Source organism: Paludifilum halophilum, assembly GCF_002245355.1.
GTDB classification, from domain to species: domain Bacteria; phylum Bacillota; class Bacilli; order Thermoactinomycetales; family DSM-45169; genus Paludifilum; species Paludifilum halophilum.
Window position 1 is genome coordinate 60,094 of the sequence record NZ_NOWF01000008.1, and the last position, 21,329, is coordinate 81,422.

Genomic DNA, 21,329 nt, shown 5'->3' on the forward strand with positions numbered 1-21,329 from the left:
GATGACTGGTTCAATGTGAATCCATTCTGCGGAGGTGGTCTGTGTGTGGGCTGAAATCGGAAGCCGACTCAGACAAGCCAGAGAGTCCTTGGGACTTTCCCTCGACGAGTTACAGGACAAGACTCAGGTGGATAAAGTTTCTCTTCAAGCTTTGGAGACCGGAGATTTCAATAAGATTTCCAGCCCTTTTTATGTTCGCTCTTATATTCGCACCTATGCTAAGGCGGTCGGTTTGGAACCCACCTACTTGTTGAAGCACTACCGCCCGATTCAGGAGGGCGGGACGGGAAGTTTTCCTACTGTCGGTACCCAGACCGGAATGCCGTCTGTACAGAGCCCGCCGCTCCCTCAGAACGGCGGAGGCAGCGGACGGGATTCGGGACCCTATGACCCTTATGCGACGACCCGGATGGATATGCGGAGGATGTCGGGGAGCTTTCGCACGACCGACGACTACCGGCAGAAAGGGGTTGGAGATCCTTCCTCCTCGACGGGCCCGCATTCCGTCACTTCCACCGGCGATTATGACCCCTATCAGACATACAACCGTTCATCCGGGAGAGGGAGGACAACGGTTCCTCCGGAGAGCCCTTCTCCGGGCGATGCCCCGAATGCGGCGAACGGTTCTCCTGATTACGGCGAAGGGGATCTGCCTTCCCGGTCGCGCACCCATTCCACAAAGTTGTCGAAGTTGTCCGATACGCTGAAATTGCCGGCTTTGACCAAAAAGGCGGACGAGGAGCCGGGTTCTTCGAATGATTCATCCACCTCCAGCGGCGGGGAATTACAACTGTACCAGCCGGCCCAGTCGAACCCGCCCCAGGAACTCAGCCGCCGCCGAAAAGTGATTACGGATGTGGAGACATACGACGGAGATGGGACCCCTTCCCGGGCTCGTTACCGGAGAAGTGCTAGCTCATCCCGATCCTCCAAAATGCGGGGGGCAGGGAAGTGGCTGATCCGCTTCCCCAAAACCCGCTTGGCTCGTTTCGCTGTCGCAGCTGTCATCGTTCTGGTCCCGATGACGGTTTGGGCCGGGATCTCCTTGATGGATGATGAGGATACACCTTCCACCGAGAAGACGGGTGACCGGTCGGATTCCGTCGAGACCGCTTCAACGGAAGAGGACCAGGGCGGCGGATATGCCCGCTTGATCTCCGTCAATCGAACCGCTGAGCTGGGTGAATACGAACTGAGTGAACCCGACGCTGTTGATATCAAATTGAAGATGAATGACGAGAGTTGGGTTCAGATCAGGGAAAACCAAAAAGTGGGGAGCGGTGTGCTGAAGGATATCACCTTAAAACCCGGAGAAGATTTCTCATATAAACACCCGAAGGATCAAAAAACCGATGTCTGGATCACGATCGCCTCTCCGCAGAACGCGACGGTGACAATCAACGAACAGGAAATCGACTCCACCAAGACGATTCATATCAAAAAGCAATAAACTGGATTTTCCCAGGCGATGGTCTGCCGTAACCCACGGTAGGCCATCGCTTTTTTTGGGCTTTGAGGGGTTTTGTTTTGACGAGGCTTTCAACCTCGTGATATACTCACGGCGTTAAACGTAAACCAATATTATATATAGGTTGACATAAGAAGGGAGGAAGACGGGTTGGAAAAGGAAACGGTGTCAAAAGCTTCGGTCTATGAGGAATGGTTAGAGAAAAACCGCCGTTATCTGTGGAATCCCTTTACCCAGATGAAGGACTATTTCGTTCATGAACCGGTGATCGTGGAACGGGGAGACGGGGTCACTCTGACGGATGTCAAGGGACGGACCTACTATGACGGTAACGCCTCCGTCTGGCTGAACGTTCACGGTCATAACCGCCGGGAATTAAACGAGGCGATTATTCGGCAGTTGGACCGGATCGCTCATTCCACCCTGTTGGGAATGGCCAATGTTCCGGCGATTCGGCTGGCGGAGAGGTTGGTGGAGATCACGCCTCCGGGATTGAATAAGGTCTTTTATTCCGACAGTGGAGCGGAGGCGGTGGAAGTAGCCATCAAAATGGCCTTTCTGTATTGGAAACGGATCGGGCGGCCGAAAAAAAGGATGTTTTTGAGTATGAAAAGCGCTTACCACGGCGATACGGTGGGAGCGGTCAGTGTCGGAGGGATCGATCGGTTTCACGCGGCTTACGATGCTTTGCTGTTTCCGACGGAAAAGGTGGGCTATCCTTATCCTTACCGATATCCCGGGAGTCCTGAAGCATGTGCCCAGGCGTCGCTGGAGGAATTGAGGCAAAAACTGGAGGAGAAAGGGGAGCAAATCGCCGGATTAATCCTGGAGCCGATGATTCAGGGGGCCGGCGGGATGGTGGTCATGCCCCCGGGCTTTTTGAAGGAAGTGGAGCGTTTATGCCGGGAATACGAGGTTCTGTTATTGGCGGATGAGGTGGCGACCGGTTTCGGTCGAACCGGTGAGATGTTCGCCTGTGACCACGAACAGGTTCAGCCGGATCTCTTGACTGCGGCCAAGGGGATCACGGGAGGTTATCTGCCAGTGGCGGCGACGTTGGCGACGGATGCCATCTATGAGGCTTTTTACGGGGATTACGAGGAGATGAAAACTTTTTTCCACGGACACTCGTATACGGGAAATCAGTTGGGATGTGCCGCCGCCCTGGCCAATCTGGATTTATTTGAACGGGACGGACTGATTCAACGCATCCGGGAGAGCGGAGAAGCTTTGGACCGAGCGTTTGAGCCTCTGCGTTGCCTGGAGCACGTGGGCGAGGTGCGCAGTCTGGGGTTGATGGCGGGGGTGGAACTGGTGCGGAATCGGGAGACCCGGGAGGCTTATCCGGCAGAGGAACGGGTCGGTTTCCGGGTCTGTCAGCGGGCCAAGGAACGGGGGTTGATCACCCGTCCCCTGGGGGATGTGATCACGTTCCTGCCTCCGCTGTGCGTCGGTAAACAGGAGCTGTCGGAAATGGTGCAGATTCTGCACAGCGCGATCCGGGATGTGACGGAGAAGTGAAGCGCCGTCGCGGCCTGTTTGTCACAGCTACGGATACCGAGGTGGGAAAAACAGTGGTGACAGCCGGTTTGGCGGCGCTGTTCCAGTCCTGCGGTCAACGCGTGCAAGTGGTGAAGCCGGTCCAGAGCGGCCACTCGGCAGAGGATCCTGAAGGAGATGCGATGCGGTTGAAGCAGTGGGCCCGCCTTGCTGAACCCGTGAATCGGATTGTTTTTCGCGCTTTTCAACAGCCGGTCTCCCCTTGGATGGCCGCCCGAATGGAAGGAGAGACCTTCGATGCGAAAAAGCTGGCGGAGGAGATCGGCGAAATCCCGGAGGACCGGATCGTGCTGGTGGAAGGAGCCGGCGGACTGATGACTCCTTTGGGTGAAGGGTTTACCATCGCCGATTTTGCCCGGCTGATCGGTTTTCCGCTGCTGATCGTGGCCCGGCCGAATCTGGGGACTGTCAACCATACGGTTTTGACGGCGATGGCGGCCCGCCGTTACGGTCTCGAGCTGGCGGGGGTGGTGTTGAACGGGTACCGACCGGACGAGGAAGATCCCAGTCTGCAACACAACCCGGAGTTGATCCGGTCCTTCGGTGGAGTCGATATTCTCGGGCGCCTCCCTTGGATCCGGGAGATCTCGGCGGATACATTGCAAAAAACGATGGAAGAACATATCGACCGGCGGCGGTTGTTGGAAGCAGTCGGGGCGGAGATAGGATGAAGAGCGGTAAGAAGTCTTCGGAGCCTGGCACGAGCCGGGTCGCAGGGAAATCGCGGGAGGGGATACGGTGAGCGGAAGCGCTTGGGATCGTTCCCTCAGAGAGCAACTGGAAACATGGGACCGGGAGGACCGGCTTCGCAAGCTCCAGGCAACGGAGGGCGCTCAAGTTCCTGTTGTACAGCGGGGAGGAAAACGATTGCTCAATTGTTCCTCCAACAATTATCTGGGCTTGGCGGACCATCCTCGGATTAAGGAGGCGGCGAGGCAATCCTGCCTTTCGGGCAACGGATCGACCGCTTCCCGCCTAATCGTCGGTCATGATTCCCGAATCGAAGCGTTGGAGGCAAAAGTGGCCGCATGGAAAGGGACGGAGTCCGCCTTGCTCCTCGGGAGCGGCTATATGGCCAACATAGGAGTTCTCTCTGCTCTGCTGCAAAGGGGAGACGCTGTGTTCAGCGACCGGTACAATCATGCCAGCATCATCGACGGAATCCGGTTGAGCCGGGCGGAAAGTTACCGCTATCGGCACCGGGACATGGATCACCTGGAATCCGGGTTGAAAAAATCCCTGCGGAAAAATCATCGGCGCCGAATGATCGTGACTGACACCGTGTTCAGCATGGATGGAGATACCGCTCCGATGCGGGAGTTGGTTCGGTTGAAGGAACGGTACGGGGCGGCGCTGATAGTGGATGAAGCCCACGGGACAGGGGTGTACGGCCATCGGGGAGAAGGGTATGCGGCTGATGCAGGGGTGGCGGAGCAGGTCGACCTGCATGTGGGTACCTTCAGCAAAGCCTTTGGTGCCTATGGAGCCTATGTGGCAGGCCGCCGGGACTGGATTCGTTACTTGGTGAACGCCTGCCGCCCTTTCATTTATACGACAGCTCTGCCCCCGACGGTGGTGGGAGCTGTCGACGCCGCTCTGGATATCGTTTCCCGGTCGGATGATCGGCGACGGGCTCTGAAGGCCAAAGGAGACAGGTTTCGCCGGGAGTTGCGGCGGATGGGTCTGGATACGGCGGATTCCACCACCCCGATCATTCCCGTGATCACCGGGGATAATACACGCACCCTCGCTTTCAGTCGGGCCCTGGAGGATCAGGGGGTGCTGGCGGTCGCCATTCGCCCGCCGACAGTGCCGGAAGGAACCGGGAGACTGCGATTTTCCCTGATGGCCAACCACCGGGATGAGGACCTGGAACAGGCGCTCTCGGTGATTGAACAGACGGCGGAAGAAACGGGGGTGAAACCAAATGGGCAGTGAAAGGCGCGCATTTTTGTGGATTCCGGGGTGGGGAGCCGATTCCGGTGTATGGTCGGCGGAACGAAGGCGGTGGAACGCTCCGGGGGATTGGCATCTGACGGTGAATTGGACTTCCCTCGATCGCCCGGAGTCCGTCCGGGAGATCGTATGGAAAGCGTTACACCGGCTTTCCGGAATCCCCGTTTATATTCTCGGCTGGTCGATGGGGGCGATGGCGGCCCTGGAGGCGGCTCTGTCAAGGCCCGAGGGAATTCGGGGCCTTTATCTGGCGGGGGCCGCTCCGCAGTTCCGGTATTCCCGGGATTACCCCGCAGGGTGGCGGGACCGGGTGTTGGTACAGATGCGGCGCCGGTTGGTATCGGACCTTCCGAAAGTGTTGGCCGCTTTTGACCGGCGGATGTTTAGTCGATGGGAGTGTGTGGACGGCTGGTTTGAACAATGGCGGCGGGAGGGACGTCCAAGAATGATGAATGTCGGAGACCTGTCAGCGGGCTTGGAGTATCTTCGCCGTTTTTCCATTGTGAAAGAGGTCTCCCGGCTCCGTGTACCGGTGCATCTCCTCCACGGAGGGGAGGATGTGATCGCTCCTCTTCAGGGGGCGGATCTCCTGGCTGAGCGGTTACCGGAGGGTCGGCTGACGATCTGGGAAAAGGCGGGCCATTTGCCCTTTTGGACCCAACCGGAGCGGTTTCATCAGTGGTTGAAGGAGCGGATCGAATCTTGAATCCGGAACTGGATAAGAACAGGGTGGCTCGTCGGTTTAACCGGCATGCCCACAGCTACGACCAACATGCTGTCGTTCAAAAGCGGATGGCCCGGCGGATCGCCGGCACCCTGAAGCAACGGAAACCCGAGGCTTCAGAGATTTTGGAGATCGGGTGCGGCACCGGATATCTGACGGAACAACTCTTGGCACAATACCCTGAAGCCCGCCTGACAGCCGTCGATTTGGCTCCGGAGATGGTGGAAGCGGCACAGAAGCGGACCCGGGGAAACCCCTGGATCCGGTGGGTTCAAGGGGATGCCGAGGATATGGACGAGCCGGAACAGGCTTACGATGTCATCGTATCCAATGCGGCGATGCAGTGGTTTATCGCACCAGAACAAACGGTAGAAAAGTGGAAACGTTCGCTAAAACCGGAGGGTTGGTTGGTCTGTTCCACCTTTGGCCCGGATACATTCCGGGAGCTACACACCGTTTATCGGTCGGTGGAGGAGAAGCACCGGCTCCGTGTCTCTCACCACGGGCTTTCCCTCCGTTCTCCGGAGGAGTGGGAGAGCCTTTTCCGTGCCGCCGGATTCACCGACATACAAGCTCTGGCTTGGCGGGAGGAGGTCCTGTATGAAAGCTGTCTCGATTTTTTACGTTCCGTTCAGCGGATCGGCGCCGGTTACAGCCCGCCTGTCGGCCGTTCGGCGGGACTGCAGCGGAAGCTGCTCCAAGAGGTGATCCACCGGTACGATCGGGAATATCGGATGGGAAACCGCGTCGTCGCCACCTACCAGCCGATACAACTGTCCGGACGCCCTGCCGGCCGGTCGGTGTCATCGAGGAAGAGATGAAATAGGGAGGAGAAAAGAGATGGTCCAAACGATAAAAACAGCGGCTAACCGCTGGGAGCGGCTGGCGGATAAAGCCCTGTCGGGGGAACGGTTGTCCCGGGAAGAAGGGGTGTCAGTGCTGCAATCGGAGGACGACGAACTTCTGTCCCTGCTCCATGCGGCTTTTCGCGTCCGCCGGCATACGTTCGGAAAAAAAGTGAAGCTGAACATGATCGTTAACGCCAAAAGCGGTCTCTGCCCCGAAAACTGCGGTTACTGTTCCCAGTCGATCGTTTCCCAAGCTCCCATCGAAAAGTATTCGTTCCTGGAAAAGGACGTGTTGGTGGCGGGAGCCCGGGAAGCGTCGGAACGAAAAGCCGGAACCTATTGTATCGTCGCCAGCGGAAGGGGTCCCAGCAACCGGGAGGTGGAGGAAGTGGTCGCCGCTGTCCGGGAGATCAAACAGGAGATGAACATGAAAATCTGCGCCTGTCTGGGCATTCTCACCGATCAGCAGGCGAACCGGCTGAAGGAAGCCGGGGTGGACCGATATAACCACAACCTGAACACCAGCGCCGACCATCATGCCAACATTACAACATCCCACACCTATGAAGACCGGGTGCGCACAGTCAAAGCGGCGAAAAAAGCGGGAATCTCCCCTTGTTCCGGCTGTATCGTCGGCATGGGTGAAACCGATGAACAGATTGTAGATATCGCGTATGAATTAAGGGACCTGGATGCCGACTCCATCCCGGTCAACTTTCTGCACGCCATTCCGGGGACTCCCCTGGAAGGGATGGATGAGCTGGATCCGCGCCGCTGTCTGAAGGTGTTGGCTTTGTTCCGGTTCATCTGTCCGACCAAAGAGATTCGTGTCTCCGGGGGACGGGAGATCCAACTGGGAACGCTTCAACCCCTGGCTCTCTATCCGGCCAACGCTCTCTTCGTCGGCGACTATTTGACCACAGAAGGGCAAGTGGCCCAAGAGGATCACCGGTTGATCCGGGATTTGGGATTTGTGATCGAAGAGTGCGCTAATACCTGATGATTGGATAATCAACAGTCCTGATTGATCATGTGAAGGTTGAGTCTCCGGAAAATCCACTCCCCCCATGACGGGAATCGTGATCTATCCCTCTTGAGGGGGTTTTTTCATGGAAAACAAAGAATCCGGTTTTATGCCCGTAAATATTTAAATCGTATGATTAATCTCAAAACGTAGACTCTTATTGTTAAGTATGGTAGGGTGTATGATGCCATTTTTAAGAAAGGAGAGAATGCTTCATGAGCAAACAGTGCCGAAAAAGCTGGAGCAAAAAGTGGATGCGGAACTGACAGTCGACGGGATGAAGATCAACTTGAAAGAGGACCTGACCACCAAAGTGAAGGGTGAGGTGGAAGAAATCAAGGTTCCATCAAAAGTAAAAGAGAATGCTAAAGAGATGGAAATGCCGGAAATGCCTGAAGGGATGGAAGATATGGAGGATATGCCACCCATGGAAGAAGAACCTCCCATGGACTCGCCGCAGTAAAAATGGATGAAAGGGGTTCTGTATGTTTACTTCCAAGCAGTTGTGGGGGATGGGAATCGTCGGCGGCCTGACTTTTTTGTCTCTCTTGTTCGTCCCGGTGTTTCCGGACTCCACCGCCCAGCCGCAAGCAGTGAAAACGAAGACCGATGAAATCCATCACCGGACGCCCGGGGATTTCGCTGAGGGAAAAACCAAAAACATGGAAATCGAACCCCGGGGGAAGAAAGGGATTCTGACCCTCCAGGGATCACAGAAAGAAGGGGAATACATCTCGCCGGCGATCCGGTCGGACATCGATTTTACTGCCGTGGGGGTTCACTGGATGGATCAAACTTCCGGGAAGGCGGAACACCGGCATGAGGAAGAAGCGACCCGGCTGTTCTTGCGCACATCCAAGGATGGAGACGATTGGTCCGATTGGCGGGAGATCCATGTGGGACATGCCCAAGGACCGGATCATATGAAAAATGAAGAAACCTTCGGCGATCTCTTGTTCCAAAGCGGTCGGTACATGCAATACAAGGTCGAGATGGAATCGCATCAAGGGAAGACCCCCCGCCTGTCCGACCTGAAGCTGACCGCCCTCAACTCCAAAGAGGACGCTTCTGCCGCTGACGCGAAGGAGCAGCAAGTATCCTTTGCCCGGTGGATGGCACAAACGGCGAAAGCGTCTGTGGAGCGACCGGATGTGGTCAGCCGGGAGGAGTGGGGTGCGGACGAATCTCTCCGTTACAAAGATGACGGATCGGAGGACTGGCCGAGGGAGTACGCCGACGAAGTCACCCACCTGTCCGTCCATCACACGGAAACCCCCAACGATGATGAGGAAAACGGTATCAGCCCCGCAGAGCGGATGCGGAGTATTTACTATTACCACGCCAAGACGCGGGGCTGGGGCGATATCGGTTACAATGCCATCATCGGCTATGACGGCAAGGTTTATGAAGGACGAAAAGGAAAGGACAACGACGTATTAACCCCCGGCGTAGTCGGAGCCCATACCTACAGTTTCAATCATGGGGCCTTCGGAGTTTCCCTGATGGGGGATTTCGAGGAATCACAGCTGCCGGGTCACATGCGGGAATCCCTGGTCGATCTTTTGGCTTACCAGGCGGACCTGCACACGATCGATCCCCAGGGGAAAGCGGATTACATCCGGGACTACGAGTATGACGATCCCAATGTTCCCGAAAGGGATGAAGACGTTCCTACACTGCAGGGCCACCAGGACTTTCCCCGGGCCAGCACCGCCTGTCCCGGTCAGTTCACCCACAGTGACCTGGACAACATCCGCCGGGACGTGGCCGCCCAGTTGGAAGGGGAGCAGGGGATCGTGACAGTGGATAACACCGACCCGGCCAATCAAGCCGAGGGAAATTGGGTAAAGTCCACCAATGTCTCCGGCTACTACGGATCCAACTACCAGGCGAATGACAGCGGCTCGGGGGCGGATACTTTCACCTGGAACTTCGATCTTCCCGAGACCGGGGAATATCGGGTTTCGGTTTACTATACTGCGGCTTTCGATCGGGCGACGGATGCCCCCTATGAGATTCATACTCAAGACGGTCCGGTCACGAAAAAAGTGAACCAGCAGGAAAACGGCAGTACCTGGATAGAGCTGGGTACGTACTCCTTCGATGCCGGTTCCAACCGGATCGTCCAGACGGATGATGCCGACGGATATGTCATCGCCGACGGCGTCCGGCTGGAAAAGGTGGAGAGCGAAGACCCCTCTCCTGAACCCGAAATTTCGATCATCGACAACGCCGATTCCGGTTCCATCTCCTCTGCGGGGAACTGGCCCACTTCCACCAACGTAAGCGGCTATTACGGGGATAACTACCAGCCCAACGCCGCAGGTTCCGGCGATGACACCTTTACCTGGAACTTTGATCCGCCGGAAACCGGCGTCTACCGGGTATCTGTTCATTACACGGCGGCCTCCGACCGGGCCAGCGACGCTCCTTACACCGTCGAGTACGCAGACGGCCAAACCACTCAGCGGATCGACCAGCGAACAAACGGAGGTGAATGGGTGGATCTGGGTTCTTTCCACTTTGAAAAGGGAAGCCCCGGCAAGGTGACCCTCACCGATGACGCTGACGGGTACGTGATCGCCGACGCCGTCCGGTTCGAACGGGAATCCGGCGTGGTGATCAGCGACAATGCCCGCTCCGACAACGAAGGGGTGGGTGCTTGGAAAGATTCCAACAACGTTTCCGGTTACTACGGCTCCAATTACCAGTACGATTATAAAGGGGACGGCAGCCACACCTTCACCTGGAACCTGGATATCCCCGAGACTGGGTACTACAAAGTGTACGCCAAGCACCTCTCCCATACCGACCGGGCCACCGACGCTCCCTATACCGTCCATCACGGGGAGGGCGAGACCGTTCAGCGGATCAACCAGCAAAAAAACAGCGGTGAATGGGTGGAGCTGGGTACCTTCCGCTTTGACGAAGGAACCGGCAATAAGGTGGTTCTCTCCGACGATGCCGACGGCATTGTTGTGGCCGACGCAGTGAAGCTGGAACCGGCCCCGGTGACCGTCACCGCCGATAACGCCGATGACAGCAGTGAAGCGGATGGGGCCTGGAAACCATCCAACAATGTCTCCGGCTACAACGGGGTCGACTACCAATACGACTATAAAGGGGATGGAAGTCATACCTTCACCTGGAACTTCGACATCCCCGAAAGCGGCTCGTATAAAGTGTATGTGAAGTATCTCTCCCATACGGACCGGGCCACCGACGCCCCTTACACCATCCATCACCGGGACGGGTCGACGACCCAGAACGTGGACCAGCGTTCCAACGGGAGTCGGTGGGTTTCCGTCGGGACCTACACCTTTGACCAAGGCAAGGGAAAAGTGGTCCTTTCCGATGATGCCGATGGAATCGTGGTGGCGGATGCCGTCCGGTTGGTCAAAGAATAAAATAATCCTTTCGACCTACAAAAATCAGGACTTCAGAAGGGATTTAACGAAATCTATCGAATGGTGTAAATAGAGGAATAACAAAGGAGGCCATTGCGGCCTCCTTTGTTGTTGCCCAAAAACCGGAAAGGAGAGAGCGATGTCTTACAAGTGGAGAAAAACGCTGATCTGGATCTCCTGTATCGCCATCGTCGCCATGGCGGGAGCCGCGGTCCTGCCCGACTACTCCCGAGCGTATGCGATGGAGAAAAACCAACCGAAACCCAAAGAACTGACCCATCTTCGGACGGCCCACAGTAAAACCTTTGTGGATCCCGTTAAAAAACAATACCGCCTGGAAGCATACCTGGAACCGATCCATTTCCGATCCCAGGGACAATGGAAAACGATCGACAACCGGGTGAAAAAGGCGAAAAAAGGCCAAGCCCTGGGTAAAAATCTCACCTACATAAACGGAGCCAACCGTTACCGGGTCGGCTTCGCCCCCAGCAGTCGGGCCAACAAGCTGGTTCGCTTTCAACTGGGCAAAACCTTCGTCGATTTCGGCTTGAGCGGCCAGCCGGATGCCGTGAAACCGGACATCGACGAAAACCGGGTGACCTATCCGGAGGTGTACCCGGAGACGGACCTGGTCTATTACGCGGATCACACCGGGATCAAAGAAGAGTGGGTGTTGAAGAAATACCAAGGGAAGCACACCTTTTCCATGACCCTCAACACCCGCGGAGTCACCCCGAAAAAACAAAAGGACGGCTCCGTGGACTTTGTAGATGCTGACGGAAACACCCGGTTTTCCGTGCCTCGTCCGTTTATGGTGGATGAGAACCTGCGCTCCTCCGATGAGGTGGAATTGGAGATTCGCGAGGAGAAAGGGAAAACCCATCTCGACCTGAAAGCGGACGAAGATTGGCTGAAGGATCCGGACCGGGCCTATCCGGTGAGGATCGACCCCTCCCTGTCGATCCAAGGCGTCGGGGAGACCTTTGACACCTTTGTCGGGGACGGCGGGTCCGAAACTGATGCGGACACCAACTTCGGCAGCCGCACCTTTCTCACCACCGGCAACAACCCGGATCACGGGATCAGCCGGTCCCTGCTCCGGTTTGACCTGAAGCCCGTCCTGAGCGGGGCGAAAATCACCTCCGCCCGACTGCGGATGCAGCAGGTGCTGGACAACGGCCACACGGAGACGGTGAATCTCCACTCGATCACCGAAGACTGGGATTCGATGGAGGCCACCTGGAACAACCAGCCCGAAGTGGGTGAGGTACTGGACGACACGGATGTTTCCGGCCCGGATGCCTACACCTTCGACCTGACGGATCAGGCCCGGGAATGGTACCGCGGAGAAACCGCCAACTACGGCGTCGAACTCCGGCTGGAAAACGAGGAGAATGACCGCAAATCCTACCGCTCCAGCGACTATGCCACCGATCCGGAGGAAAAGCCGAAGCTGACCATCGAATACGAGATCGAACCGATCGGGAAGGAGAGCTTCTGGACCACAGCGGCAGGGTCCAACGTCAACACCTTCAACGGCAACTTCTTCCTCTGCGAATGTTCCGATCCCGATGTGGAGATGGCCGGGCGGGGCGAGTTGGCGAAAATCCTTCGCGCCTACAACAGCCGCTCCGACGGGGAAGGGATCTTCGGCCCCAAGTGGACCTCCAATCTGGAGCAGTCACTTTCCGACAGCGGGGACGGCCCGGTGCTTTACACCGATGCCGACGGCACGCCTCACACCTTCACCCCGAACGGGGACGGCACCTATGAGGCGCCGGGAGGCATCTACCTGGAACTTTCCAAGAAAAAGGACGGGACCTATGCGCTGAAGCGCCAGGATCAGACGGTGCTTACCTTTGATCCTGCCGGCCGGTTGACCGCTCTCACCGACGATAAGGGCAACCAAACTGTCCTCCAGTATACCGACGGAAAACCGTCCGTCATTGTCGATGCTTCCGACCGGGAAGTCACCCTGGAGTACAACGAGGACGGCCGCGTCGCCCAAGTGACCGACCCGGCGGACCGCACCGTGGAATACGCGTATGACACTGACGGCCATTTGACCCAGGTGTCGAAAAAAGATGCGGATGGAGACACTCTGGCGTCGTTCGCCTACGGCTACGACAGCCAATCCCGTATCACCTCCGTCACCGATCCCAACGGGAACCAGCGGACCGTCACTTACGACGATGAAGGACGGGTGGAGGAAGTTTCCCAGCCGGTCACCGTCGACGGAGAAAGTCAGACCGCGACCACCCGGCTGAACTATGACACCACCAACCGGCTGACCCGGGTGACCGACCCGAAGGGAACCGACACCCTCTACCAACACAATGCTTACGGCAACGTGATCCAGCAGACCCAGGATCCCAACGGGCTTAACTATAAGCAAACCTTCGAATATGATGACCAAAACCAACTGATCGGACAGAAGGATGCCAACGCCAATGCGGAGAACCGGGATGCCACCTATGATTACGAATATGACGACAACGGCAACCTGACGAGAGTGACCCAGCCCGAGGGGGAGACCTCCACGTCGGAGTACGACGAAAATAACAATAAAACCGAAGAGACCGACCCGGAAGGCCACACCACCACCCATGAATACGACCAGGAAAACAACCCGACCTCCAGTACCGACGCGGCGACCAAGTCCTCGGCGGAAAAACACGACGACTACGGCAACGTCACCCGGTCTACCACGCCCATGAGCCCCGGAGACAACCAGGCGCGCAACGGCGGGTTGGAATACGACCGCAACGACAATAACTGGCCCGACCACTGGTATGCTTATCCCTCCAAGGATGCCGTCACCTGGGCCGACAGCGGTCTCGCCGTGAACGGCCTCACCCTGGGGACAAAGAGCCTGCGGATCACCGATCCGGGAGAGACAACGCTGATCGGCGGCAGCAAGTTCATCCCCTACAACTCGGACCAAGCCTACTTCGCCAGCGGCTACGTGCAGACGGAGAATGCGAAAGGCAAAGCCGGGATTCAGGCCGTGGGCTATGACGCCGACGGCAACATCACCAAGCGGATCTACGGGGACGAACTGAGCGGCACCGAAGGCCCCGAACGGCTCCACGCCGTCGTGGAACCGGAGGCCTTCCCCGAGGAAACCACGAAATTCCGCATCCGCGCCTATGTCGTCGGACAGAACGGCGACTACAGCGGCACCTACACCTTTGACGGCCTGCAGGTGGAAGCCGATCACTTCGGCGCCTACAACCTGGTGGAAAACGGGGAGATGGAACGAAACGACGACCCCGTCGACGACATCCCCGACCGCTGGTACCTGGCGGGGGATATCGAGGAAGATGACAAACTGGTGGATGAGTCCCACGCCGGACAACAGTCCGTCCAGCTGATCGGAAGCGCGGATCAATGGAAAACCCTGCGCCAGGACATCGACCTGACCGGGAAAGCGGGGGCCGTCTTCACCGTCTCCGGCTTCTCCAAGGTGGAAAACCCGGACCCGAAGGGCAACATCTACGGCTACATCGTGGAGACCTACCGGGACGGGAGCAAACAGGAAACCTTCACCTTCAACTTCGATAAAACCGAGTCCCACGACTGGCAGCACCGGACCGCAGAGATTGAAACCACCAAAGACTTCGACCACCTGAAAGTCTTCTACGAATACAGCGACCAGTCGGGTACCGCTTGGTTCGATACCGCCAAAGTGATCCCCGAATCAATCACGACCCAGCACGCCTACGACAGTAAGGGTAATTACGAGACGCAGACCACCGATCCGGAAGGGCGCCGGGTGGAAAAAGCCCATGACTCCGTCGGCAACGTCACCGGAGAGACCCGGGACGGAGACACCACCCGGTACGACTACGACGGCCTCGACCGGCTCACCGGCGTCACCGACGCTCAAGGAAACACCACCGCCTACGAGCGGGACGCCAACGGCAACAAGACGAAGGTGACCAATGCCGAAGGGCACACCACCACCTATGCCTACGACGAACGGGACCAGGTGACGAAGGTGACCGACCCCTTGGAATACACCACCCGGTTCGTCTACGACCTGAACGGGAACCAAACCGAAATCCGTCAGCCTAACGGCGACACGGTCGGATATGAATACAACGCCGCCGACCGGCAGACAGCGGTGAACCACAACGGGGAGAAGCGGTACGGCTTCGACTACGATCCCAACGGCAACGTCACTGAAGAAACCGACGAGGCCAACGGGGAGACCACCGCCTTCTCCTACGACGGCAACAACCGGCTGGAGAAGATGAGCGAGCCAAACAGCAACGAGACGCTATTCTCCTATGACGGCAACGATCAAGTCACGAAGCAAGAAATCACCGCCGGGAGCGATTCCTTCAGCCAGACATTCCTCTACAACCGGCTCAGCCAGCTGACCCGCATCCAGGAAGACGGAGAGGATCGAGCCCATTACACCTATGACGAAGCGGACCGCGTCGCCGCCCGCAAAAACGGAGACGGCACCACCGCCCTCTACCGGTACAACGGCGCCGGGGACCTTCTCCGCAAAAGCCTCTACACCGAAGGCGGAGAGCTGTTGCGGGAATATCGGTACACCTATGACGACAAAGGCCACCAAACCGCCGTGGAAACCGATGAAGGCACCACCAAATACGAGTACAACGAGCGGGACCAGCTGACGAAGGAAACCCGTCCCGACGGCACCGTCACCACCTTCCAATACGACCAGAACGGCAACCGGACGTCAATGGAAGTGACCCAGGACGGAAGCACCGAGACGACCGAGTACACCTATGATGAAGCGGACCAGTTGACCGACGTCAATGGGACATCGTACACTCATGATAAGAACGGCAACCTGACCGACGCTGGCAGACGCACCTACGTCTACGATGCGGAAAACCGGCTGACGGAAGTGAAGGACGAAAGCGGCGGCACCCTCGCCTCCTACACCTACCGCGCCGACGGCATGCGGAAGACGAAGACCGTCGAAGGCAAGACGATCCGCTACCACTATGACCAGAACAAGAACGTCACCTACGAGACGGATGAAGACAACAACATCGTTGCCCGGTACACCTACGGTCCTGACAACGAGCCTGTCAGCATGACCCGGGATGGGAAGACGTATTATTATCAGCTGAACGGACACGGGGACGTCATCGCGTTGACGGATGAGAAAGGTCAGGAAGTGGCGACATACCAATACGACGCCTTCGGGAACGTCGTCGACGAGACGGGGGATATGGAGAACCCGTACCGCTATGCAGGGTACCGGTATGACGAGGAGACCGGGTTCTACTACCTGCAGAGCCGGTACTACAACCCGGAGATAGGACGGTTTTTGACACGGGATCGTTTCCAAGGGTTTGAGGAAGAGCCGTTGAGTCAGAATCGGTATACGTATGTGGAAAACAATCCGGTGATGGGTGTGGATCCCGATGGATATACTAGGAGATTTATTAAAGTTACGTACGAAACATACTATATATCCAATAATACTTTAGATAAAATAATAGGTGTTTCTGGTGCAGCAGGTTGGATACAACATCTACTACGGAGAGTTGGGAGTTATGTGGGATTTGGTGTGACGGGATTAGCAGTATACCTTAGGTATTGGGTTGCAGGCTCCAACGGGGTGAAAATTAGCATCCCTTATTATTGGTATCAAAACCTACACTACAAGTTTGAATGGTATTGGTGGGGTGTAAGAAAAAGATACTTTTGGGGACCAGCTTACTGGGTAAGGCATTTGCCAAGATTTTATGGATACTAAGAGAACCACAACAATACTTGACCTGTGGATCTGCAGATCCACAGGTCAAGATTAACAATGGAGGGGAAAATGTTTAACGGTTTATACACGAAGTTAAAAAAGAATTTCGGAAAAAATACTCCATATTTGGTATTGTATTTGATTATTTTCATTGCTTTAAATATCTTCGTATTTATTTCTCTAATAACTTATATATCAATAAATGATCCATTTTATATTTTATCGTTCATTGTTTTTTTGACCCTTAAGTATATATTAGATATGTGGGATAAACGAAAAAATAACTATCACGATAAATTGAAACGCATTCCTATAATAAAGAAAGTATATATTTGTTATGTTATATTATCTTCTATTGTTTTGTTTTATTTTCTTATGAGAGTATTTGGAGCATGAAATCAGGTCTTTTAATCATAGTTCTTCATTACCGAAATCCGCCAGCCAACGGCGACACGGTCGGCTATGAGTACGACACTGCTGACCGGCAGACAGCGGTGAACCACAACGGGGAGAAACGGTACAGCTTCGACTACGATCCCAACGGCAACGTCACCGAAGAAACCGACGAGGCCAACGGGGAGACCACCGCCTTCTCCTACGACGACAACAACCGGCTGGAGAAGATGAGCGAGCCAAACAGCAACGAGACGCTATTCTCCTATGACGGCAACGATCAAGTCACGAAGCAAGAAATCACCGCCGGGAGCGATTCCTTCAGCCAGGCATTCCTCTACAACCGGCTCAGCCAGCTGACCCGCATCCAGGAAGACGGAGAGGATCGAGCCCATTACACCTATGACGAAGCGGACCGCGTCGCCGCCCGCAAAAACGGAGACGGCACCACCGCACGGGAAGACGATCCGTTTCCACTATGACCAGGACAAAAATGTCACCTATGAGACGGACGAGAACGGAGATGTCGTAGCTCGTTACACCTACGGCCCCGACAATGAACCCGTCAGCATGACCCGGGGCGGGAAGACCTACTATTACCAGCTGAACGGGCATGGAGACGTCGTCGCATTGACGGATGAAACCGGCCAGGAAGTGGCGACGTACAAGTACGACGCCTTCGGCAATGTCATCGAGGAGACCGGCGACATCGAGAACCCCTACCGCTATGCGGGGTACCGGTATGATGAGGAGACCGGGTTCTATTACCTCCAGAGCCGGTATTACAATCCGGAGACGGGGCGGTTCTTGACGCGGGATTCGTTTGAAGGGTTTGAAAAGGAGCCGTTGAGTCAGAACAAGTATACGTATGTGGAAAACAATCCGGTGATGGGTGTGGATCCCGATGGATATTGGCCCAGGTGGGTAAAATGGATTTGGCGTGTTGGTAAAAGATATGTTCCATGGATGGAATATGCCGCGTGGGGGTATGTAATTTATAGAACCATCACTGCAGCTAGGCCTGTTATTGGATTGTAGCATATGTAATTTCCAGATGGACTTACAGATGGTATAAATTCGGTAGGAGTTGGTTTAGGTGTGTCAAAGCAGTAGTTTGGCACAGGTTAAGTATATGGAAATGGCGGTGGTGGTACCGATGGAAGGTTGGTTTTTAATTAAATAGGCGTGTTGGTTAATCTTATTTTCGGTCGGTAGATCGTGTTCTGCCATGTTTCAGTTATCATCCTGGTAAAAGGTGCCGTTTCTTCCGATCAGCAGGGGCAGATTCGTTCAGCTTTCAAAGGAGTATGTTACTCCTGTAGGATTTCGCTGAGAAGATGGCAGAGGGCGTTTGGTAAAATACGAATACTTACTGAATAACCCATATTCCTGTTTAATTATTACATTAGAGGTATACGCCCAAAGCGTATGCCTCTGTTTATAAATAAAAGTGAAGACTGACTAAGTAAGGAAATTAGAAGGAGGCACTTATGAGGAATCTTCTTCTTGTTTTAAACAGTATTTTGGTAGTTGCATTTATTTTTTCATGGCTAATCAATAGTGTATTACTATATCAATTTTTTATTGTTATTTTAGTAGCTACATTACCTCTTGATTTGTATTATTTGTATAAGAAAATAAAAAACAACGGCTGTATGTAGCAAGAATTAGATGTAGGTGTGATTCAGTATCATTTCCGGTAAAATTTAAAATTTTATGTAAGTTACTGGTCTGGTCCGTACATGGTTTTCCTCTTCCGTTTTAGACAGAAGGAGAATTCGGCCACGCGATCCCCGCCCTCATCGATGAGAGCGGTCAGGAAGTCGCCGCATACGAATACGACGCCTTCGGGAACGTGATCGAGGAGACGGGGGACATCGAGAACCCGTACCGCTACGCGGGGTACCGGTATGATGAAGAGACCGGGTTCTATTACCTGCAGAGCCGGTACTATAACCCGGAGACGGGGCGGTTCTTGACGAGGGACTCGTTTGAGGGTACCGAGGAAGAGCCATTAAGTCAGAATAAGTATACGTATGCGCATAACAATCCGGTTATGAACATTGACCCCGATGGTTTCGCAATATGGTTTATAGCTTCAGTGTTGTTAACTTCTCTATTTTGGACTGTAGTGCAAATGTCATGGAACTATGGTCATTGGAGGTATTGGAGCAAAGGTGCATTTGCAGAAACCTTTATTTGGAACGTGATAACCGCCGGTGTACCGCTGGGCTTTTTTGGTAGGAAAATTCTCACATGGGTCGCGAAGTATGTTTTTCATCCTTTTGTAAATTGGATAAAAAGATTTTATCGATCCTCCTACTCTCCCTAATAAAGAATATAAATATGATGCTTTACTATGGATTATTTCCTTTTTTATTTCCTTCTCGTGTTTATATTTATATCTAAAAAATTATTACTAGGATAAGATCTGGGGTATGAACGATGACTAAATTTAAAGAAAACGAAGAGATAAAACTAGTTAAAGTCAGGTCTGTCGATTGGGCAAAATGAGCCAAAAGAAAACGACCGTAGTTGTGTAAAAATGAGATCACTAACCCAATAAGCAGCTTCTTTAGGCAGTTGCTCCAACCGTACCTTACGGACGAACTCGGTAAAAGTGAGGCGGATAAATTTCCAGTGAGGCTGAGTTTGCTGATATAACCACCGTAAAAGGACATAAGCGATCAAGGCTCCATACAGCTGGTTATAAACTGAATTTTTGCAGGTCCCCATCAACTGCTTCACCTGAAGCTGTTGTTTGATCCAACGAAAAAACACCTCGACCTGCCAACGGGTTCGATAGATTTCCGCAATGGTTTCTGCAGACTCTGTCCAGAGGTTGGTGACGACATGGATCGGTTTTTGGTCGTCATTCAGGAAAGTGACCACCCAATAACGTTTCTTTGTCATCTTGGATTCACAACCGATGAAAGCTAGGCCATCATAAACCACTGGCGAAGATCGCATAGGGCATGTCCAGGTCTCATCTTCCCAAAGAATTGCATTTTTCCGCAAACGGATCACAAATCGGTGTCCTTGTTCTTCCCACCTCTCGATCCATTGAAAGTGAACATATCCACGATCATAGACTGAAATTCCTTCATGGATTCGCAAGGCTTCCGCTCGATGGGTATCGTGAACCCGAGCGATTGATTCTTCCACTCGACATAAAGTGTGATGGGCGCATCGAAACAAACATGAAGTTTAATTCCGGCTTTCTTTCCACGAAGATACGCCCGAGGTATGTGGAGTGACATTTTGGTTATTAGTTTGATGGTGTTTTTAATGATTGATTTTTTGTTAAATAAACAAAGCCATTAGTGTGGTCAAGTCAACTGATTCTATGGAGACAATCCAACATTGCGATTGGGTGTGCTGTAAAAAATACTTTCTGAATCGAGATTAATCGGGATAGGTGGGGAATCAAATATTCTTAGGAACACATCGGGAGGGAAATGATGCTGGATGAATTACGGGAGCGATTGAACATCCATCCCATTAAACATTTCTCTGTTATGGCGCTTCCGAACGGCTTTCCCCGCCTAAAATATGGTTTATCAACGGAACTGTTCCCGCTGACTGCTTTCCCCTTATAATGAGGAAGGGAGAAAGTCAAAATTCCGTTGCAATGGTAAGGAGGATATGAATGACCCTCTTGATTGTGGGAATCGTTGTCGTCTTTTTGATTCTTTTGTAGGTAATTAACTACAACTCTCTTGTGAAATATCGCAACTGGGTTGAGGAATCCTGGGCGCAAATCGATGTGCAATTGAAACGTCGTTATGATTTAATCCCCAATTTGGTGGAAACAGTCAAAGGATATGCCAAACATGAGCGCGAAACCTTGGAAAAAGTCATGGAAGCGCGCAATCGGATGTTTTCCCAAGACAACACCCGTAACGATGAAATCTCCGCCAATGAACAGTTGTCCCGCGGTTTGAAAAGCTTGTTCGCTGTGGCGGAATCCTACCCGGATCTGAAGGCCAACCAGAACTTCACGATGCTGCAGGAGGAGTTGACAGGTACCGAAAACAAAATTGCCTACTCCCGCCAAAGCTACAATAAAACGGTGATGGAATACAATACCAAAGTCGAATCGATTCCCACGAACTTTGTCGCGTCGATTCACGGGTTTAAGCGTCGGGAGATGTTGCAAATCCCCGCGGAAGAACAGCAAAACGTAAAGGTATCCTTTTAACC

16 protein-coding genes are annotated in these 21,329 nt (G+C 54.1%); 15 read left to right on the forward strand and 1 reads right to left on the reverse strand.

The window, feature by feature from the left end; genetic code table 11:
- Positions 1–43: 43 nt before the first annotated feature.
- The 13 genes from CHM34_RS13275 to CHM34_RS20215 all read left to right on the forward strand — a co-directional run bounded on the left by CHM34_RS13275 (position 44) and on the right by CHM34_RS20215 (position 19,458).
- Positions 44–1,450 carry a helix-turn-helix domain-containing protein gene (locus CHM34_RS13275; protein WP_169713728.1) on the forward strand — a complete coding sequence of 469 codons (1,407 nt, stop codon included), beginning with the start codon at positions 44–46 and terminating at the stop codon, positions 1,448–1,450.
- Positions 1,451–1,618: 168 nt separating this feature from the next.
- On the forward strand, positions 1,619–2,989 hold the full coding sequence (bioA, locus tag CHM34_RS13280; RefSeq protein ID WP_094265107.1) for an adenosylmethionine--8-amino-7-oxononanoate transaminase: 1,371 nt from the start codon (positions 1,619–1,621) through the stop codon (positions 2,987–2,989).
- Entirely contained in the window at positions 2,986–3,699 is a 714-nt protein-coding gene (gene bioD / locus CHM34_RS13285; protein WP_094265108.1) for a dethiobiotin synthase, read from the forward strand. Before bioA ends, bioD begins: the two co-directional genes overlap by 4 nt.
- 67 nt (positions 3,700–3,766) lie before the next feature.
- Positions 3,767–4,966, forward strand: a complete 1,200-nt coding sequence (gene bioF / locus CHM34_RS13290; protein ID WP_094265109.1) for an 8-amino-7-oxononanoate synthase — start codon at positions 3,767–3,769, stop codon at positions 4,964–4,966.
- Complete coding sequence (locus tag CHM34_RS13295) at positions 4,956–5,690, forward strand: alpha/beta fold hydrolase (protein WP_094265110.1); 735 nt, start codon at positions 4,956–4,958, stop codon at positions 5,688–5,690. Before bioF ends, CHM34_RS13295 begins: the two co-directional genes overlap by 11 nt.
- Positions 5,687–6,529, forward strand: a complete 843-nt coding sequence (bioC, locus tag CHM34_RS13300) for a malonyl-ACP O-methyltransferase BioC (protein ID WP_169713729.1) — start codon at positions 5,687–5,689, stop codon at positions 6,527–6,529. The genes CHM34_RS13295 and bioC overlap by 4 nt, the downstream gene beginning before the upstream one ends.
- 19 nt (positions 6,530–6,548) lie before the next feature.
- Positions 6,549–7,556 (forward strand): biotin synthase BioB, encoded by a 1,008-nt coding sequence (gene bioB, locus CHM34_RS13305; protein ID WP_094265112.1) that lies wholly within the window; start codon positions 6,549–6,551, stop codon positions 7,554–7,556.
- Positions 7,557–7,788: 232 nt separating this feature from the next.
- On the forward strand, positions 7,789–8,043 hold the full coding sequence (locus CHM34_RS13310) for a hypothetical protein (RefSeq protein ID WP_094265113.1): 255 nt from the start codon (positions 7,789–7,791) through the stop codon (positions 8,041–8,043).
- 22 nt (positions 8,044–8,065) lie between these two features.
- Complete coding sequence (locus CHM34_RS13315) at positions 8,066–10,987, forward strand: golvesin C-terminal-like domain-containing protein (RefSeq protein WP_094265114.1); 2,922 nt, start codon at positions 8,066–8,068, stop codon at positions 10,985–10,987.
- A gap of 139 nt (positions 10,988–11,126) precedes the next feature.
- Positions 11,127–16,733 carry a DNRLRE domain-containing protein gene (locus CHM34_RS13320; RefSeq protein WP_094265115.1) on the forward strand — a complete coding sequence of 1,869 codons (5,607 nt, stop codon included), beginning with the start codon at positions 11,127–11,129 and terminating at the stop codon, positions 16,731–16,733.
- Positions 16,734–17,125: 392 nt separating this feature from the next.
- On the forward strand, positions 17,126–17,608 hold the full coding sequence (locus CHM34_RS13330) for an RHS repeat domain-containing protein (protein WP_094265117.1): 483 nt from the start codon (positions 17,126–17,128) through the stop codon (positions 17,606–17,608).
- The gene (locus CHM34_RS13335; protein WP_094265118.1) at positions 17,529–18,164 is read left to right on the forward strand and encodes an RHS repeat-associated core domain-containing protein; all 636 of its coding nucleotides are present in this window, start codon (positions 17,529–17,531) and stop codon (positions 18,162–18,164) included. The genes CHM34_RS13330 and CHM34_RS13335 overlap by 80 nt, the downstream gene beginning before the upstream one ends.
- 763 nt (positions 18,165–18,927) lie before the next feature.
- Positions 18,928–19,458 carry an RHS repeat-associated core domain-containing protein gene (locus CHM34_RS20215; RefSeq protein WP_369126364.1) on the forward strand — a complete coding sequence of 177 codons (531 nt, stop codon included), beginning with the start codon at positions 18,928–18,930 and terminating at the stop codon, positions 19,456–19,458.
- A gap of 146 nt (positions 19,459–19,604) precedes the next feature.
- Here the strand turns inward: CHM34_RS20215 and CHM34_RS13345 are convergent, their stop codons facing one another.
- A complete protein-coding gene (locus CHM34_RS13345) occupies positions 19,605–20,324 on the reverse strand; it encodes an IS4 family transposase (protein WP_094265120.1) in 720 nt (239 codons plus the stop codon).
- A 263-nt stretch (positions 20,325–20,587) separates the two neighbouring features.
- Between CHM34_RS13345 and CHM34_RS19365 the strand changes: the two genes are divergently transcribed.
- Positions 20,588–20,725, forward strand: coding sequence for a hypothetical protein (locus CHM34_RS19365; protein WP_169713731.1), 138 nt, complete (start codon positions 20,588–20,590; stop codon positions 20,723–20,725).
- A gap of 104 nt (positions 20,726–20,829) precedes the next feature.
- A complete protein-coding gene (locus CHM34_RS13350) occupies positions 20,830–21,327 on the forward strand; it encodes a LemA family protein (protein ID WP_240512032.1) in 498 nt (165 codons plus the stop codon).
- The last annotated feature ends 2 nt before the right edge of the window (positions 21,328–21,329 follow it).

Coding starts and splice junctions, on each gene's coding strand:
- CHM34_RS13295 (WP_094265110.1), top strand. CDS start 4,956: ATGGGCAGTGAAAGGCGCGCATTTTTGTGGATTCCGGGGTGGGGAGCC.
- bioB (WP_094265112.1), top strand. CDS start 6,549: ATGGTCCAAACGATAAAAACAGCGGCTAACCGCTGGGAGCGGCTGGCG.
- CHM34_RS13310 (WP_094265113.1), top strand. CDS start 7,789: ATGCTTCATGAGCAAACAGTGCCGAAAAAGCTGGAGCAAAAAGTGGAT.
- CHM34_RS13315 (WP_094265114.1), top strand. CDS start 8,066: ATGTTTACTTCCAAGCAGTTGTGGGGGATGGGAATCGTCGGCGGCCTG.
- CHM34_RS13320 (WP_094265115.1), top strand. CDS start 11,127: ATGTCTTACAAGTGGAGAAAAACGCTGATCTGGATCTCCTGTATCGCC.
- CHM34_RS13330 (WP_094265117.1), top strand. CDS start 17,126: ATGAAATCAGGTCTTTTAATCATAGTTCTTCATTACCGAAATCCGCCA.
- CHM34_RS13335 (WP_094265118.1), top strand. CDS start 17,529: ATGACGAAGCGGACCGCGTCGCCGCCCGCAAAAACGGAGACGGCACCA.
- CHM34_RS19365 (WP_169713731.1), top strand. CDS start 20,588: ATGCTGGATGAATTACGGGAGCGATTGAACATCCATCCCATTAAACAT.